The sequence below is a fragment of the Ktedonobacter sp. SOSP1-52 genome, assembly GCF_016587395.1.
Genome location: NZ_BNJH01000003.1, coordinates 1,275,582 through 1,292,540, shown reverse-complemented (window position 1 = coordinate 1,292,540; position 16,959 = coordinate 1,275,582). Strand labels below are relative to the sequence as shown.

Here is a 16,959-nt window from a genome sequence, read left to right as displayed (position 1 = left end):
TATTTTTTTAGAACGCAGATTGAATTTAATGCATTTGAGTTTTTTGAAAAGAGTTCTCACTCTCCTACGGCCTCGCGGCCCAGCACAAACAATTCACGCAATTGCGAGGTCGACATCTCCGTTAACCAGTTCTCACCACTGCCAATAATGTTCTCCGCCAACGCCTTCTTGCTCTCAATCATGGCATCAATACGCTCCTCCAGCGTCCCCACACAGACAAACTTGTGTACCTGGACATTGCGCTGCTGCCCGATACGAAACGCGCGGTCCGTCGCCTGGTTCTCCACTGCGGGATTCCACCAGCGGTCAAAGTGGAAGACGTGATTGGCCGCCGTCAGGTTCAGCCCAACACCACCCGCCTTCAAAGACAAGAGAAAGAGTGGGGCGTCGTCGCGCTCATCCTGGAAACGCGTTACCAATTGATCACGCACCTTCTTCGGCGTGCCGCCATGAAGGAAGAGGACTTCACGCCCCAGTTGCTCTTGCAAGTGCCGACGCAACAGTTGACCCATCTCAGCGAATTGAGTAAAGATCAGGGCCTTATCGCCTTCCGCCAGCACCTCCTCCAGCATCTCTTCCAGGCGCAATACTTTGCCCGAGCGCTTGCCCAGAGCACTCTCGTCTCCCATAAAATGCGCTGGATGATTGCAAACCTGCTTCAAACGTAACAGGGCCGAAAGAATCATGCCCTTACGCTCAATGCCTTTAGCATCGTCGATTTTCTCTAGCATCTCCTTGACGACCGCGTCGTAGAGCGAGGCTTGCTCCTGCGTCAGGTTACAGAGCACCTTCATCTCCATTTTCTCTGGCAGGTCCTGGATAATACTTTTATCGGTCTTGACCCTGCGCAAGATAAAGGGCTGCACAAGTTGCTTGAGCACTTGCGAGCGCTCCGTGTCGTGATAGCGCTCAATCGGCAGGACAAAGCGCTGGCGAAAGTCCTGCGCCGAGCCAAGGTAGCCAGGATTGAGGAATTCAACGATGGAGCGCAGTTCAGAGAGGCGATTCTCTACGGGCGTGCCCGTCAAAGCCAGCCGATAGCGCGACTTCAGCTTCTTGATGGCCTGCGTCTGCTTCGCCTCGTCGTTCTTGATGTTCTGCGCCTCGTCAAGGACAATATTCTCCCACGCTACCTGGTTGAGTAATTCCTGGTCGCGTAACGCCAGGGCGTAGGTTGTTAACACGACATCGTGTTGGCGCACTTCCTGCACAAATTCCTCGCCAGAGAGCCGCTCAGCTCCATGATGGACATGCACGGAGAGCGAAGGAGCAAAGCGCTGGATCTCACGCTGCCAGTTGCCCACAATAGACATAGGACAGATGACCAGCGTCGGCAAGGCCCGCGCGCCCTGGGGCAGATGCGCCCGCTCGTAGAGCAAGAGACCAATTAGCGAAGCGGTTTTTCCCAGGCCCATGTCGTCCGCCAAGCAGGCGCCCAGGCTCAGGCGCTTGAGGAAGGCCATCCATGAGACACCACGAGCCTGGTAGGGACGCAGTTGTCCCTGGAATGTGGTGGGAATCTCCACCACCTCCAACTGCTCCTTCCCCTGTAGGCGTTTGAGCGTCTCCTCCAACCAGCCCTCAACCTCAACCTCAACATGCGATACGCCAAAGGACTGCTGCTCTTCAGCCCCGGCCTCTAAGCGCAACAGGTCGCGCAGGCTCAGCTCCTCTTTACGCATGAGCTTCTTCGCGAAGAATTCGCTCGCTGCCTCCAGTTCCTCTGGCCGTAGCTCGATCCATTGACCTCGCACCTTGACCAGGGGCTGCTTTAAGCTTACCAGTTCAAGAAACTCTTGCTCGCTGAGTATTGCTCCCCCTAATGACATCTGCCAGTTATATTGCAACAAGCTATCCAGTGTCAGGAAGCCACTACTCTCTTTTGCGGTTGACTCTTTGCCCTTCACATGCAGTTTAGCTGCCAGGCGAGCGCCACGGCTTCCCCACCAGGATGGCACCAGCACCCCGAAGCCGCTCTGTTTCAGGAGAGGGGCCGCATCACTGAGAAAATGGTAGGCTTCTTCTGTGCTTAACGCTACCTCAGTGGGGCGAGCGGAACGCAGACCTCGCTCCAAAGGCGGGAAGAGACGAATGGCAACCCCGAGATCCGTCAGCAAAGATTCTTGAGGATGCTGAAAGGCACGGTTGAGAAAGGTAGAGGAGCCAGCGCGCGCCTGCCAGACCTGCTCGGCGGAGACTAAGAGGCTCGGATCATCGTTGGCCTGTAAATGAAAGCTCAGCTTCCAGGAGTCTGCCGCCTGGTCTGACTCCCCTTCCTGCGTCTCCTGGTCGTCCATACCCTCTTCCCCTGGCTGCTCCAGGCGGAAACAGGTACGAAAGGGGCGAAACTCGGCGCGAGTCACCACGGGCCGCAACCAGGTTACGACAGCGTCCGTAAAAGCCTGCAAGTCTTCTTCGGAGGCGGCCAGTTCCCCTCCATGTGACGAGGCAAGCGCCTGTACCCACTGGGCCGAGAGAGACATTCCTCGTGGGAGACGCCCCTGGTCCTCCATCTTTTCCATTGAGGTTCGTACCAGCGCGTCGACGCTGCGCTGTAAGAAGTTGAGCAAAAGCTCCTGCGGATCAATCTCTACTGGCTGCATCGTACCAGTCACGCGAAAGGCGCGGCAGGCAGGTGGCATAGCGCGTGCCAGGCGCGCCACGCGCTCCTGATCCTCTGGCATGAGCGCCAGCGACCAGGAGGCTGCGGCTTTCATCTTTACAGCTTGCTTACTACCACCCCGGCTCGACACCCTGGCGGGTTCGGGAACCTTTAGGGAGGGCAAAAAGCTCTGGCGTTGTACCAACTCCAGGGCCAGTTGGGCCGCTTTCATCCAGAAGCGTAAATCGCTGCCATAGCTGTGATACTCGCCAGAGGCGGGAGGCTGCTCGGGCAGGGCAAGCAACATATCACAGGCATGGGTGTCATCAAGAGAGAGCGCCTCTACCAACCAGTCGCGTAACTGCGGCTTGCTTTTACTTGTAATAGGTGTTTCTAGCACAAGCCTGGGCGAAGGAAGAGGGTATTTGCTCGTCGAAGGCAAGCGCACAGTCATCACATCATCTAAGGCTCCCAGGCTTCCCCGTTGCGATAAAATCATCTCAAATTGGGCACGCAGTTCCTGTGCCGATGAGCAAAATGGATGGAGAGGTGCGGCATCAGAGTTTGTCGCCTCCACCTCTGACCGGAGTTGCGAGCGCTCTCCCCAGAGGAAGAGTTTCCCTTCTTCGACCATTTGCCACGTCGCATGTAAAACAGACACGTCTAGCCCCTCTCCAGCTTCAACTTATATTCTCATTAACCTCACAGGAGGCTATGCGATGGGATCATTCATCTCTTTAGGTTTCTGCGCGAGCGAGGACTTCACCTCAATATAGCGCGCCAGGATAAAGATCATATCTGACAGGCGATTGAGATAGCGCACCACCTCGCCATTCTGAATAACATTATCGTGCAGGAGTTTGACCGCCATGCGCTCGGCGCGGCGAATAATCGTGCGCGCCAGGTCCAGCACGGCCCCATCCACCGTGTCCCCTGGAATGATGAACTTGTTGGGGATCTCGACCTCGCGCTTCAACTCCTCTTCAACCAGTTCGAGACGCTGGACATGCTCAATTGTCATCTTCAGCCCCATGGTCTCATAGTTCTCTGGAGGCGTCGCCAGTTCTCCCATCAGGAGATACAGTTCCTGCTGCACCTGAAAAATAATGGCTTTCACATGTGGATCTTGCGCGACGGCGCGGGCCAGGCCAAGAGCTGACGTTGCCTCATCGACGGTCCCAAAGGTATCAGGACGTGGATCATATTTCGGCACACGTTGCTCCCCCAATAAGCCGGTATACCCGGCATCGCCTGTCCCGGTGGTTACTTTCGCCATATCTTATCCTCTCCTTCAACTTCTTGCGCAAGATAACGGTATGCCCGGCTTACCCGCCGCCAATCCAGCTCTCGTCCACGCACGGGACGATCTTCCTCCCCAGGGAGCAAACGGTTAGTTGCCAGGAAGCGACGCCGCAGATTTGAGAGATCAATAGGCTCGTCGGGTGGGAAGAAGGCGCGATAGAGCAGAGCGGCCTCGGCAAGGGTCAACATTCCATCCCCACTCTCCGGCTCGCGAATGACGTTGAGTTGTAGTGTCTCGCGACCACCAGTTACTTTGCGCCCCTCCTGTTGCCACCACTCCTCTGGCGATACCCCTATACTCATTTTATCCATATCAGCCAGGTAACGCAGGATCACCTCTGGCTCGCGTTGCACATAGGAGCGCAATGTATAGAGGGCACTGAGCAAACCCGGGCGCACCTCTGGATCTAGCTCGCGCTCTCCCGTCTCAATCTCCACCACAGGCACCCAGCCCACATGCAAGCTTGGAACTGGCTGCTGGTGTAGATTTGGGCGTAGCTGATCCCGATTGGCGCGCAGCAAAATACTATGGATCAGCGTAATACCAGCCCCCTGTTCATCGCTTCCCCACACCTGCACCTTCTGCTCCTGCCAATCCGCCTTCAATTGTACTAACGAAGCGTCCTGCGGCCAGAGTAACACTGCCTCTAGGGTTCGCTCTACAGCATCAGAAACCAGTTCATTCCCCAGCACCAGGCGCATAGGAGGTCCCCACGGGCCATCGCGCAAGAGGACCCATAGCGACCAATCACAGACCGCAAAGGCCGCTACCCCAGCAGTTACAATCAGCCGTCGAGGGACAGCCTCACGCGAGGGGCGTGCCTTGATTGAGTTGCCGGGCCTGGAATTGGGTGAACGCATCGCTTCCTCGCCAGACTAAAGGCATTTCCACTTAATTAGAGAAGATGTGCATACATGCATAGCCTTATTGTATCTCATAGGCGGATGTCTTGCATACAGAAGCATCTACGCCCCCAACAACGCTTCCCACTTTTGGGCATAGAAAAAGGCACCCCTCTTTGCAGTCAGAGTGCCAGCGTTGTATGCAACCAGTCTTAAGACGGTTTAAAGACCAAAGATCGCGTAGAGACTAAGGGCGAATGCCGCGCATAGGAGAGTCGCAATAAGCACATAGGTATAGTAACGTTTGAGTTCTTTGCTGCGATCAAGAGCAACCGCTTTAGCGCCAGCTTTGCGCGATGATATTTGTTTTTGCATCTTTTTCCCCTTAGTGAACATCTATTCAGGGTGATAAGTAACCTCTGTACAAATGATACGATTGAGGCTCGTAATCGGTTGTAACATTACAGCAATTGTACCCAAACGACGGCGGAAAAGCAATGCCGGGATGACTTACGTTATGGCAATTTTGTCAGAGTTGGATCTGGCAAGGGAGAGATAGTATCCTGATAGCGCTCCAGCACACGCCGAGCTTTGACATGATCGCGCTCAAGGGAGACGCGGAAGAGTTGTTCGCAAAGCATCAAGGCTTCGGCCGCCATGGCGCGCCTGGTGGCAGTCATATTTCCTAGCAGATCATGCCTCCGAGCAGAGCGAAAGAGGGAGTGAACCTTCTCCAGGAGATCGCTCAGGGTCTCGTGTGAAGGGGGAGTTTCTTCTTGTGGCTCCTGTAGCGCAGACGCTACATGTGAGAAAAACTGACTACAGGTCTGTACCACAGCAGAATATTCACTGTTACGTGCATCTAAGAGGGCCTGCAAGATACGTCGCTCGTCGGCTTCATCCAGCGCGACCACGGAGAAGAGGCTGGCCTCGCCCCCCAATTCTTGAATGTCGTGGGCAAGCTGCGTAAAATGCTTCTCCACCTCTTCCGAATGCGGCAAGAGATACACCGAGTTCTGCAAGGCATATGCACCCAGGTTTTGCAAGCGTCGCCATACCCAAACACGCTTCTGGGACGGCTCGCTTGGCACTTTGTACGTCAATTGTAACCAGCGCATCGCATCATACTCGGGCATTTTCTCGCTACACCTCATCCATTGAGTGGCACACGTAACACATGTTACGCATAATAGCTTATAGCAATGGTACTCGAAATAGGTGAATAAAGTCAAGCGTAGAGCACTAGAGGTGCTTAGATAGCACGATACCAGGTCATGCCATCTCCATAATCATGCACCAGCAGGGGAGAGGGCGCGAAGAGCAAGCGTATAATCACATAGAAGTCACCGACAGATCCCGCCGCGTTTAGTGTCAATAGAAGCCAGAGAAATAGACTGAGACCCAGTGAGGCAAAAGGCAGTACAGCAACGCCAATGAGCGTGACGAGGAGAAAAGGCGCCAGTCCGATAATGAGAAACGGCGTACGCGGAATGTACCATTCCGGCGCCGAGGCATAGGCATAAATCCACTTAAAGCCAAAGTGTGGCCAGGCCTGCGTAAACACCCAGAAGAAGACTCCATGTATTAACTCATGCACAAGCATACAACCAAACACGGTAAATGCCATCGCCAGAATGCCCTCCAGCAGCTGCCAGCCGCCAATCGTCACCGATGCACTCCGGCCCAGGCTCTCCCGATGAAACAAGAAAGCAATATAGGCAAAAGCCAGGGCGAACAAGATAAAGAGCAGCAAACCAACGCCATTGAGTATCCAGGCGAGCTTTTTATCTTTCGCGAAATTCACCTCACCACACGGGGTATATCCCTGCGGTAGACTTGTCACAGCCTTCATCGTATTCCTCCTTGTATACCTAGATGCTAGGTACGCTTCATATATCAAGTATACACAATTTTTATGTTCTATTACCCTTCCCGAGCAGTCCATTCTTGCATAGAATTCGTCTCAGGTGCTAGACTGGAGGAAAGATAAGCATGGTGCTTTGTAAACACAGAGAGGTGATACATGCAAGATATTTATGTCATCGCGGGCGCGAGAACCCCTGTGGGTGTCCTCCAGGGTTCGCTCTCCGATGTGTCAGCTATCGGCCTGGGTGTCATTGCAGCCAGGGAGGCACTCCAGCGTAGTGGTGTCGATCCCCAGCAGGTGGACCAGGTAGTGATGGGGAATGTCATTCAAACGAGCAAAGACGCGATCTACTTCGCGCGGCATGTGGCTCTTAAAGCAGGACTGCCTATAGAGACCCCGGCGCTCACCGTAAATCGCCTCTGTGGCTCTGGCCTGCAAGCCATTGTCAATGCCGCCCAAATGCTGCGCCTGGGCGAGGGAGAGATCGCGCTGGCGGGCGGTGGCGAGAATATGACCCAGGCCCCCCACGTCATCCGTGGCGCCCGCAACGGCTTCAAGCTAGGCGCCGCGCCCCAACTCGAAGATAGCTTGTGGGAGGCCCTGGTTGACAGCTATATTGGCTGCGGCATGGCGATCACAGCCGAGAACCTGGCCGAGAAGTATCAACTCTCACGCGAAGATGTAGATGCTTATGCCCTGCGCAGCCAGGTCGCGGCACGCAAGGCTCAGCAAGCGGGCTACCTGGCCGAAGAGATCGTCCCCGTCACGCTTAAGGATCGCAAGGGTAACGAAATCACCTTTGCTCAGGATGAGGGCATTCGTGATACCTCGCTTGAAGCCCTGGCTAAGCTCCCAGCACGCTTCCGCAAGGGCGGCGTCGTCACTCCCGGCAATGCTAGCGGCATCAACGATGCCGGTGCCTGCGTGATCCTGGCCACCGAGGACGCCGTCAAAAAGCATAACCTCAAGCCCTTGGCACGCATGATCTCCTGGGGCGTTGTCGGCGTATCCCCTGAGATCATGGGCATCGGTCCCGCTAATGCCATTCGCCAGGCGCTCAAGCGCGCCGATCTCGGCCTCGACCAACTGGATCGCGTCGAGGTCAACGAGGCCTTTGCTTCGCAGTACCTGGCCGTGGAGAAAGAACTGGGCCTGGACCGCGACAAAACCAACGTCAACGGCGGCGGCATCTCTATTGGCCATCCCCTAGCCGCCAGCGGCGCACGCATCACCCTCGCGCTACTCAATGAGCTATGTCGCAATCACTTAAAATATGGCGCGGCCTCCCTCTGCATCGGTGGTGGGCAGGGCATCGCAGCCGTTTTCGAGAACGTTGGCTAACAAATTCAGGGTAAGAGGTGTAGTGCTCTGGAGCTTGCCTGCGGCAAGCTCCAGAGCACTACACCTCTTACCTTAGCAAGCGCCACAGGCGCGAGAAGTTCCGCCAATCGCAGGCACACGGTTTATGCTATAATGGGCTACTACTAGGGATGCGATAAGGACCGCTTTTCAATGGTGAACAGTGGACTTCAGCGCCTTTCATCACACGTGCCTCACGTTGCATTCAAGGGTATCTATTGAAAGACAACGAAGTATCTTACTAAATTCTTATTCGGAAACCAACGTCGCTCTAGCGCTTCGCGCTCGGGTTTCCGACTAGGAACTAACCAGGAGGAATCGCAATGGGTAATAACCTCAACTTCGAGGATACAGACACTATTTTAACTGAGGATCGCCTATTTCCCCCACCCAGCGATGTCGTAGAAAACGCCAATATTACTGCTTATATGCGCTCCAAGGGCTTCAATGACTACGAATCTTTCTATCAGTGGTCACTGGAGAACCGTTTCGAGTTCTGGGAAGACATGGCTAAAGAACTGCACTGGTTCGAGCCATGGACGAAGACCTTTGAATGGACGGAGAAGCCCTTCTTCAAGTGGTTCACCGGCGGCAAATTCAATATCGTCTACAACTGCCTGGATCGCCACCTGGAGAGCGAGACGCGCCACAAGGTTGCCTTCTACTGGGAGGGCGACGATGGCTCCAACCGCACGCTGACCTACGAGCAGCTCTACGTCCTGACCAACCGCATGGCTAAGGCCTTGCAAAACCTGGGCATCCAGAAAGGCGACCGCGTCGCCATCTACATGCCTGCTATCCCCGAACAGGTTGCCGCCCTCCTGGCGGTCGCACGCCTGGGCGCGGTGCATACCGTCATTTTCGGTGGCTTCGCCGCCAACGCCCTGCGTGAGCGTATCAATGACGCGGGAGCCAAGGTCGTGATTACGGCGGACGGCAACTATCGCGGCGGCAAGCATATCCAGCTCAAGAAGATCACTGATGAGGCCCTGGAAGAGACGCCAACCGTGGAGAAGGTGCTTGTTGTACGTCGCCTGGACAGCGAGGTCAACATGCAGGAGGGGCGCGACTTCTACCTCGATGAGCTCTTTAAAGAGATTCCCGAAGACACAGTTATACCTTGCGAACCCATGGATAGCGAAGACCTGCTCTATATCCTCTATACCAGCGGCAGCACCGGCAAACCCAAGGGCGTTGTGCATGTCCAGGCCGGCTATGCCGTGGGCACCTACGCCACAACCAAGTTTGTCTTCGATATGAAGCCCGAGGATGTCTACTGGTGCTCGGCCGACATCGGCTGGGTCACGGGACATAGCTATATCGTGTATGGCCCATTGATGAATGGCGCGACCAGCGTGCTCTTCGAGGGCACTCCCTCCTATCCCGCCCCCGATCGCTGGTGGAGTATCATCGAGAAGTTCAAGGTCAGCATCTTCTACTCCTCGCCCACCGGTATCCGTGGCCTGATGCGCTTTGGCGAAGAGTGGCCCGCGAAGCATGATCTCTCCAGTCTGCGCGTTCTCGGCTCTGTGGGTGAACCCATCAATCCCGAGGCCTGGATGTGGTACCGCCGCAATATTGGTCGCGACGAACTCCCCATCATGGATACATGGTGGCAGACCGAGACCGGCGCGATCCTGATCAGTCCAACCGTCATCCTGCCGCTCAAGCCCGGTAGCGCTTCGCGTCCATTCCCCACCATCGAGGCCGATATCGTGGACAAAAACGGCAAGGCGGTCGGAGAGAACAAAGGCGGCTTCCTGATCGTGCGCCATCCCTGGCCCTCGCAGATGCGTACTATCTATCGCGATCCCGCACGCTACCAGACCTACTGGGATACCATTCCCGAGGTCTACTTCGCTGGCGATGCCGCGACAAAAGACCAGGATGGTTACTTCCGCGTCCAGGGCCGAGTTGATGACGTCATTAAGGTCAGTGGGCACCGCCTGGGCTCTATGGAGATCGAGTCCAGCCTGGTCAGCCATCCCGCGGTAGCCGAGGCCGCCGCTATTGGCAAGCCAGACGAGGTCAAGGGTGAGCACGTTAAGGTCTTTGTCATCCTCAAGGACGGCCATGAGGCCTCCGACGAGATGGAGAAGGCACTGAAGCTCCATGTGCGCACCAACGTTGGTCCCCTGGCCGTACCTGACGAGCTCGAATTTGTGCCGAGCCTGCCCAAAACCCGCTCGGGTAAGATTATGCGCCGCGTCATTCGCGCCCGCGAGCTCGGCGAGCCGGTCGGCGATACCAGCACCCTCGACGCATAATGATTTATGAAAAATAAGTTGATAGTGAAGTGCCCTATGCAGCCTAAGGCTGCATAGGGCACTTCACTATCAACTTATTTTTATGTCGTCTCTCATGCTGTCTAGGCGCGAAAACCCCTGCTATTTCGCCCAGGGCTTTTTGGTTTACCCGAAAAGAGTGAAAAAGAAGTCATTTCTTGCTACACTTAGGAAAACTCAAAACACCCCTAAGAAAGCGAGAAATGACCTTGGATGTACCTTACCATATCTGACGAAATGAAAAAAGCCTTTCCCGAAGCGCTTCACGTGGATCCCACCTCCTTCTACGCCGCCTTTGCTCAGGTGAAAGATCGACGTGGCAAACGAGGGAGACGTTATCCCCTTCCGTTGATATTGACGCTGCTGCTGTTAGGAAAGCTGGCAGGAGAGAGCAGTATCCACGGGATTGTGGAGTGGATTGACGAGAGAAAGGAGCAGCTTCAGGGCTATTTGGGCTGGCCGAGGCGCTTTCCAACGAATTCGACCTACACCTTTGCACTCAGTCAGTGTAATGACCAGGAGATTGCCACCGTCTTGGCTGGTGTTGTACTGAAAGCCAGAGCGGTTGAGCACTGCGGTGAGGAATCTGGTCGGCTTTCCAAGCCAGGTCAAGAGAAGCCGCTCATTCAGGCAGCCATGGATGGCAAACAGATGCGAGGAACCTTAGGACACCAGAGCAGTGAGCAGCCTCCTGTCCATCTGCTCTGCCTCTATGAGTGCCAAAGCGGCATTGTCCTCGCCCAACGTGAGGTTCGCAGCAAAGAAAATGAGATCAGTGCGGCGGCTGCCTTGTTGCATCCCGCCTTGGTCAAAGGGCGTATCATTAGTGCCGATGCCATGCATACGCAAACAAAGTGGTGTGCGGCGGTTGAGCGCTATGGAGGCTACTATCTGCTGATTGCCAAGCTTAATCAGCCACAACTCTATGAAGATCTCCGCGACTTTTTTGAGGAAGAAGACGCTCCCCGCCAGCAGTGGCAGTATGTCAAGAGCGTTCAAAAGGGGCATGGACGTCTGGAAATCAGAGAACTGTGGAGCAGCACGCTGATGAATGACTGGTTTGAGCCGCAATGGGCAGGTGTGGCACAGGTCTTCCGGTTGCGCAGGCACACGACGCATCGAAAGGATGGGAAGGTGCGTGAGGAGATCGTCTATGGTCTCACCAATCTGCCGCCTCGTCTGGCCAACGCAGCACGCTTACTCCAGTTGCAGCAAGCCCATTGGTGTATTGAAAACCGCCTCCACTATCGGCGTGATGTGACGATGGGTGAAGATGCCTCTCAAGTCCGTTTGGCAGGGGCTCCAGCGGCGTTAGCAGCCCTTAATGGAGGGGTACTCGCCATGATGGATTGGTTGCAGGTCAACAATGTCGCCTCTGCTATGCGGCATTTTTGTGCTCAGCCTCGCGAGGCCTTGCAACTGCTGTGTGGCAAGTTATCACGGTAATACGGGTAAACCAAAAAGCCCTGTATTTCGCCTTCTAATCTTGACCGTACATCAAAGCTAGGTTATAGTAGAACACAACTCAGTCTATATGCTAAGAAGAGAAGATATTCCTTTTAGGCCCCCACACACATCTTCTTTTCTGGGATGGTTGGAGGGGGTTCGCGAGGTTTGGCACGTTCCTCTGTAAAAACGCCTCCCTGTTAAGGGTGAACACACGAAAGGAAAGCGCGGCGACAGAGCCTTTTCCATCTATCCAGGAGGCTCGCATGTCGCCCGCCAGGTGAGTGAGGCAGAGCCATATGCCCGAAGTACAGCAAAAACAAGATCTTCATGCCTATCTGACCACGCTAATTAAGCGTGCGGCGGCTGCATACATTGAACGTGAGGGAATCGCTTACGACGCCGAACAGCTTCCTATCGACCTGCGCTTCTCAGCTCAATCCAGCTTTGGCGACTACTCTATTCCCGTCATGCCCTGGGTCAAGAATAAGCTCGGTCGCCCCCCTCTGCAAATCGCAGAGGCGTTGGCGACTTATATCAATGAGCTGCACGTTCCTGAGCTTGAGAATGTCAACGCGACCAAGCCCGGCTTTGTGAATTTTCGCTTGAACCGCGCGGGTGTGGGCCGCAGCATTATCGAGCGTGTGCTCGAAGAGGGTCCCGACTTTGGTCAGAGCCAGGTCGGGCTTAATCAACGCATCATCGTTGAACATACCGCGATCAACACCAATAAGGCCGCGCACGTCGGCCACCTGCGTAACTCCTGCCTGGGCGATACCGTTGTGCGTATGCTCCGCTCACAGGGCTACCATGTCGAGGCTGAGAACTATATCGACGACTCGGGCGTCCAGGTCGCGGATGTGGTAGTTGGCATGCTGCTCCTGCAAAAGAGCGAGTTACAACTGGCCGAAGGCAATGAGCAGCTTCCCGACGAGTCGTTTGACTACTATTGCTCACGCATCTATGTGGCCGTGAACAGGCTCTATGAGCAGAAGGAGTCGGAGCAGGGTATCGCCGCGATTCAGTTACGCCGCCAGGTGCTACACTCCATTGAACATGGCGATGAGCCAGAGGCTGGCCCCGACTACCCTGCGATGGCCGCTGATCTCTCACACCAGATCGTGCAAGCCCATCTTAAGACCATGGGACGCCTCAACATCTCCTATGATCTCCTGACCTGGGAGTCAGCGATTTTGCAGGCCGGACTCTGGCAGCATACCTTCGACTTCTTGCGCAAGCATAACTTGCTCGAAAAGCCTGAGGCTGGCCCCGCCGCTGGCTGCTGGATTCTCCCCTTTGGCGATGGGGAGAGCGATGGCGAGCGCATGAGCGATAAGATTCTGGTGCGTAGCGATGGGACCGCGACCTACACCGCCAAGGATATCGCCAACCAGCTCTGGAAGTTTGGCATTACCGACGATCCCGAGTTCAACGTTCAGTTTCACTTCGTGCCCTGGGGCACCCAGCATGATGGACGTCAGCTCTGGACCATGCGCACCCCCAAGGATGCCTTCAAACCTGAGCAAGAGGGTGATCCCAAACGCTTTGGCCATGCCCAGCGCGTGGTCAACGTCATCGATGTGCGCCAGTCCTACCCGCAGCAGGTTGTATACGAAAGCCTGCGCCGCTTAGGTTACACCGAGCAGGCCGAGAACTCAAAACACCTGGGCTACGAGGTCGTCACGCTTTCGGCCGCGACCGCCGCCAGCCTGGGCATCGATACCTCCGATGGCCGCGATTTCTACGCCATGTCGGGACGCAAAGGCATCGAGATCAAGGCCGATGACCTGATCAACACGGCGGAACAGCGCATGCGCGAGGTTCGCCGCCAGGATGAACGCCCCGAGATCGATGAGAAGACGGCCTCTGTGCTGGCAGCGTCAGCGATTCGCTACTTTATGATTCGCTTCAATCTGCAACAGATCATCGCCCTGGATATAGACGAAGTGCTCCGCCCCAATGGCGATACCGGCGTCTACCTTCAGTACTCCTACGCACGCTCAAACAGCATCTTGCGCCGTTTGCAGGCCTCTGGCTATACTATTCCTACCAGGCTGAATGGTCTACCAGAACAGCTTGAGCAGAGCGAGTGGGAACTGTTGCGGCACATTGATGCCTACCCACGCCGCCTGGCGGAGGCAGCTGAGCAGATGTCGGCCTCGGCATTAGCCACATATGCCTACGACCTGGCAGCTCATATCAGCGATTTCTACGAACATACGCCTCCAATCGTGAAAGAAGAGAACGAACAGATGAAGGCCTTCCGCGCCCTGCTCGTTCAAGCCACGGTTCAAACAATGAATAATGTCCTGCGCATTCTAGGTTTTGAACCCCTGGAGCGCATCTAGACACCACTGTGGAGAGTTACCGTGAAACGTTCTGTTTTATGGTCCCATCTCGGTCAGCCCGGTCTTGAGCACCTCTTCCTCCATGCCCGTGAAGAGGAGGTGCTCGCCGATGGGCAGGCCATTACCATGGAACAAGGGATGCCCCTACGCGCCCACTATGTTGTCCGTTGTAACTCCGACTGGCAAGTCACCCAGTTTGATATCGATATTCTTGGACGCCTGCAGGCTGACCTCCACTTGCGCGCTGATGGGAAAGGAAACTGGTTCTTTGCAGAAGGAGAACCCATCCCAGACCTGGCAGGCTGCATCGATATCGACATCTCCATCTCCCCTTTTACCAATACGCTGCCCATTCGTCGCCTGCAACTGGCAGTCGATGAGTCAAAGGAAATTCTGGTAGCGTATGTCGCCCTGCCTGACATGCAGGTCACACCTATCCGCCAGCGCTACACTTGTTTGAGCGATCTTCCAGGCGAGCGCGTCTACCGCTATGAGTCGCTGGATAGCGAGTTCAGCACCGAGATCACGGTCGATGACGACGGCCTCGTCATTAACTACCCACATCTCTTTGAGCAACTCACCGTCTGCTAATCGAGATCACCAATCAGACGTCTTTTATTCATGAGCGTAGCAAGTATCGCATGGACCATTCAGAACATCATGCGACACTCACTACGCTCACGTGGCATTCTCTACAAAATTTTTGTGGCAAGTGTGGCAACCTCCACGTTGCCTTTGAGGGATCAAAAAATGCAAGGCGAGACAACGAACTTTCCCAATGAGATGCATACCATCGAAGACTTCCAGGCCTTTCACCGTTGGCTGGACGCCCAGAAAGGCTTCGCGACTGACATCTTCTTAAACATGACGATGTTAAGTGGAGAGATTGGTGAAGTCGCGCAGGTACTGAAGCAGGTCTATTTCATGATCGATCCTGCCCACACGGATCAAGAAGTAAAAACACTTGAGGAGGCCCTGACTATCCATCGTGAAAACCTGGGTCAGGAGCTAGCCGATTGCCTGGCCTACATCTTTAAGCTAGCCAACTATACCGGTGTCGATCTACAACAGGCCTACCTGGAGAAAATGGCCAAGAATCTGCATCGTACCTGGAAGTATAAAGCAGAAAAAGAAGAATGAGGGAATGGGCATGATTTGTGGACGAATGCCCACAAATCATGCCCATTCCCTCATTCTTGGAAGCGCCGCAGGCGCTCCCGGTCAGGCGTCAGAACCGAAACAACTAACCCTGCTTCTGGCGTGCGGCGTTGATCTGATCGCGCGTGCGCCGGGCCTCTGCCGCCGCAGCCTGGGCGAAGTCCTCACCCTCGCTGGCGTAGAGGATGGCACGCGAAGAAGAGATAATCGCAAGCTCACCCTGCGCATCCGCACCCGCCTGGACCGCCGCCTCTAGGTCGCCTCCCTGGGCACCAATGCCAGGAATCAGGATTGGCGTCTGGGGACAGATAGTGCGAATCTGGCGCAGTTCCTCGGGATAGGTCGCCCCAACCACCAGCCCGCAGTTGCCCGCAGTATTCCAGGACTGCACGCGCTGGGCAATGACTTCATAGAGGGGGCGCAGTGTCCCGTTCTCATTCTGCACGCGCAGATCCTGAATGTCGCGCGCCCCTGGATTGGAGGTGCGGCACAGCAGGAGAGTACCCTTGTCGCGATACTCCAGGAAAGGAGCCACGCTATCATAGCCCATATAGGGATTGACCGTCACGGCATCGCAACCATAGGTCTCAAAAAAGGTTTTCGCATATGCACGCGCGGTATTGCCGATATCGCCGCGCTTGGCATCCGCGATCACAGGAATATGCGCAGGTACAGCCTGGACTACTTCCTGGAACGCCTGAAGGCCCGCCGGCCCCAGGACCTCGAAGAAGGCCAGGTTCGGCTTAAAGGCGCACGCATATGGGGCCGTCGCTGCGATAATATCCTGACAGAAACGCACAATCGCACTCATCACCGGCTCCTGGCGTAGCGAAGCAGGCAGGCGTCCAGGCTCGGGGTCCAACCCAACACAGAGCAGGCTTTCCTGCTGGCGCGAGGCAGCGAGAAGCTTCTCGACAAAGTTCATCTTCATATCCTCTTCTACTAGACACTATTGCTGTGCATTGGCAGCTTGCTGTTTGGCCAGGAAGGCACGCCCTTTCCCCAGTTCGGTGTTGACCGGTACCCCCTCGCGGCAGAAGGGACACTCCTCAGCGGTATAGGTCTGCAACGAGAGCTCGACCAGTGAGTGAATAGGCACGCCTCCAACCTGTTCAGGTCCCACATTGCCACGATTCCAGAGCACGCTCAAGCCGATCACGTTACCGCCATAGCGGCGCACCGCCTCAATCGTCTGGCGCGCCGAGCCACCTGTGGTCAAAATATCCTCTACCACCAGGACATTGCTGCCTTTGACAAACTTGTCGTAGCCACGGCCAAAGAAAAATTGTTTATCTACGCCATCGGAACCCTTCTCCGCGAAGACCGCCAGGATCTCGCCCGAGGGCTTGCGCCGCGTTAAATGATAGGCTGTCCACTGCGAGAGAATTACTGCGCCAATGACGGGACCCACCACCACGTCGATCTGCTCGGGATCATAGGGCTGTCCCATACGCTCGCAGAGCGACGAAATCAGCTCTGGTCTTAAATAGAGCGCATCTTTATTCAGATACACCGAACTATGGCGCCCCGAACTATAGACAAAATGACTATTTGTGATGATCGCGCCTGCCTGCTCAAAGAGTTCCATCAATGTTGCATCACTACTCATGGGATTCCACCTTCTAGTTCTTGCTAGTTCTTGCTCTTACTACTCTACGCCCACAATAAATATTGCATTCACGGCACGCTTCTGTACTCAGGGAAAGGGAGTAGAGACTGTGTGATAACACACACAATCGCTACTCCCCA

The 16,959-nt window shown here is 55.3% G+C and carries 14 protein-coding genes; 6 read left to right on the top strand and 8 right to left on the bottom strand.

Annotated features, from left to right (window positions below):
• Window positions 1-56 precede the first annotated feature (56 nt).
• The 6 genes from JMJ16_RS30940 to JMJ16_RS30915 form a co-directional block, all read right to left on the bottom strand.
• Complete coding sequence (locus tag JMJ16_RS30940; RefSeq protein ID WP_201387872.1) at window positions 57-3,263, bottom strand: DEAD/DEAH box helicase; 3,207 nt, start codon at window positions 3,261-3,263, stop codon at window positions 57-59.
• A 51-nt stretch (window positions 3,264-3,314) separates the two neighbouring features.
• Window positions 3,315-3,878, bottom strand: a complete 564-nt coding sequence (locus tag JMJ16_RS30935; RefSeq protein WP_201387870.1) for a cob(I)yrinic acid a,c-diamide adenosyltransferase — start codon at window positions 3,876-3,878, stop codon at window positions 3,315-3,317.
• Window positions 3,866-4,765: a hypothetical protein gene (locus tag JMJ16_RS30930; RefSeq protein ID WP_201387868.1), complete on the bottom strand. Its 900-nt coding sequence runs from the start codon at window positions 4,763-4,765 to the stop codon at window positions 3,866-3,868. The genes JMJ16_RS30935 and JMJ16_RS30930 overlap by 13 nt, the downstream gene beginning before the upstream one ends.
• Window positions 4,766-4,969: 204 nt before the next feature.
• Complete coding sequence (locus JMJ16_RS30925) at window positions 4,970-5,122, bottom strand: hypothetical protein (protein WP_201387866.1); 153 nt, start codon at window positions 5,120-5,122, stop codon at window positions 4,970-4,972.
• Between the two features lie 140 nt (window positions 5,123-5,262).
• Window positions 5,263-5,883 carry a Chromate resistance protein ChrB gene (locus tag JMJ16_RS30920; RefSeq protein ID WP_201387864.1) on the bottom strand — a complete coding sequence of 207 codons (621 nt, stop codon included), beginning with the start codon at window positions 5,881-5,883 and terminating at the stop codon, window positions 5,263-5,265.
• A gap of 116 nt (window positions 5,884-5,999) precedes the next feature.
• Window positions 6,000-6,599, bottom strand: a complete 600-nt coding sequence (locus JMJ16_RS30915; RefSeq protein WP_201387862.1) for a DUF3267 domain-containing protein — start codon at window positions 6,597-6,599, stop codon at window positions 6,000-6,002.
• A gap of 171 nt (window positions 6,600-6,770) precedes the next feature.
• On the opposite strand from JMJ16_RS30915, the gene JMJ16_RS30910 reads away from it, so the two are divergent.
• The 6 genes from JMJ16_RS30910 (at window position 6,771) to JMJ16_RS30885 (ending at window position 15,192) form a co-directional block, all read left to right on the top strand.
• Window positions 6,771-7,955, top strand: coding sequence for an acetyl-CoA C-acetyltransferase (locus JMJ16_RS30910; protein ID WP_201387860.1), 1,185 nt, complete (start codon window positions 6,771-6,773; stop codon window positions 7,953-7,955).
• A gap of 341 nt (window positions 7,956-8,296) precedes the next feature.
• Window positions 8,297-10,240 (top strand): acetate--CoA ligase, encoded by a 1,944-nt coding sequence (acs, locus tag JMJ16_RS30905; protein ID WP_201387858.1) that lies wholly within the window; start codon window positions 8,297-8,299, stop codon window positions 10,238-10,240.
• Between the two features lie 231 nt (window positions 10,241-10,471).
• Complete coding sequence (locus JMJ16_RS30900) at window positions 10,472-11,704, top strand: ISAs1 family transposase (RefSeq protein ID WP_201381902.1); 1,233 nt, start codon at window positions 10,472-10,474, stop codon at window positions 11,702-11,704.
• Between the two features lie 299 nt (window positions 11,705-12,003).
• A complete protein-coding gene (locus JMJ16_RS30895) occupies window positions 12,004-14,052 on the top strand; it encodes an arginine--tRNA ligase (RefSeq protein ID WP_201387856.1) in 2,049 nt (682 codons plus the stop codon).
• A gap of 21 nt (window positions 14,053-14,073) precedes the next feature.
• Window positions 14,074-14,643 carry a putative glycolipid-binding domain-containing protein gene (locus JMJ16_RS30890; RefSeq protein WP_201387854.1) on the top strand — a complete coding sequence of 190 codons (570 nt, stop codon included), beginning with the start codon at window positions 14,074-14,076 and terminating at the stop codon, window positions 14,641-14,643.
• Between the two features lie 159 nt (window positions 14,644-14,802).
• On the top strand, window positions 14,803-15,192 hold the full coding sequence (locus JMJ16_RS30885) for a MazG nucleotide pyrophosphohydrolase domain-containing protein (RefSeq protein WP_201387852.1): 390 nt from the start codon (window positions 14,803-14,805) through the stop codon (window positions 15,190-15,192).
• A gap of 103 nt (window positions 15,193-15,295) precedes the next feature.
• On the opposite strand, the gene pyrF is transcribed toward JMJ16_RS30885, so the two are convergent.
• Both pyrF and JMJ16_RS30875 read right to left on the bottom strand, forming a co-directional pair.
• Window positions 15,296-16,135: an orotidine-5'-phosphate decarboxylase gene (gene pyrF, locus JMJ16_RS30880; RefSeq protein ID WP_201387851.1), complete on the bottom strand. Its 840-nt coding sequence runs from the start codon at window positions 16,133-16,135 to the stop codon at window positions 15,296-15,298.
• 24 nt (window positions 16,136-16,159) lie between these two features.
• The gene (locus JMJ16_RS30875) at window positions 16,160-16,819 is read right to left on the bottom strand and encodes a phosphoribosyltransferase family protein (protein ID WP_201387848.1); all 660 of its coding nucleotides are present in this window, start codon (window positions 16,817-16,819) and stop codon (window positions 16,160-16,162) included.
• Between the last annotated feature and the right edge of the window lie 140 nt (window positions 16,820-16,959).

What these genes read in the sequence shown, in the direction of transcription:
- JMJ16_RS30925 (WP_201387866.1), bottom strand. Translation starts at nt 5,122, where the DNA reads ATGCAAAAACAAATATCATCGCGCAAAGCTGGCGCTAAAGCGGTTGCT.
- acs (WP_201387858.1), top strand. Translation starts at nt 8,297, where the DNA reads ATGGGTAATAACCTCAACTTCGAGGATACAGACACTATTTTAACTGAG.
- JMJ16_RS30900 (WP_201381902.1), top strand. Translation starts at nt 10,472, where the DNA reads ATGTACCTTACCATATCTGACGAAATGAAAAAAGCCTTTCCCGAAGCG.
- JMJ16_RS30910 (WP_201387860.1), top strand. Translation starts at nt 6,771, where the DNA reads ATGCAAGATATTTATGTCATCGCGGGCGCGAGAACCCCTGTGGGTGTC.
- JMJ16_RS30885 (WP_201387852.1), top strand. Translation starts at nt 14,803, where the DNA reads ATGCAAGGCGAGACAACGAACTTTCCCAATGAGATGCATACCATCGAA.
- JMJ16_RS30875 (WP_201387848.1), bottom strand. Translation starts at nt 16,819, where the DNA reads ATGAGTAGTGATGCAACATTGATGGAACTCTTTGAGCAGGCAGGCGCG.
- JMJ16_RS30895 (WP_201387856.1), top strand. Translation starts at nt 12,004, where the DNA reads ATGCCCGAAGTACAGCAAAAACAAGATCTTCATGCCTATCTGACCACG.
- JMJ16_RS30920 (WP_201387864.1), bottom strand. Translation starts at nt 5,883, where the DNA reads ATGCCCGAGTATGATGCGATGCGCTGGTTACAATTGACGTACAAAGTG.
- JMJ16_RS30915 (WP_201387862.1), bottom strand. Translation starts at nt 6,599, where the DNA reads ATGAAGGCTGTGACAAGTCTACCGCAGGGATATACCCCGTGTGGTGAG.
- pyrF (WP_201387851.1), bottom strand. Translation starts at nt 16,135, where the DNA reads ATGAACTTTGTCGAGAAGCTTCTCGCTGCCTCGCGCCAGCAGGAAAGC.
- JMJ16_RS30935 (WP_201387870.1), bottom strand. Translation starts at nt 3,878, where the DNA reads ATGGCGAAAGTAACCACCGGGACAGGCGATGCCGGGTATACCGGCTTA.
- JMJ16_RS30930 (WP_201387868.1), bottom strand. Translation starts at nt 4,765, where the DNA reads ATGCGTTCACCCAATTCCAGGCCCGGCAACTCAATCAAGGCACGCCCC.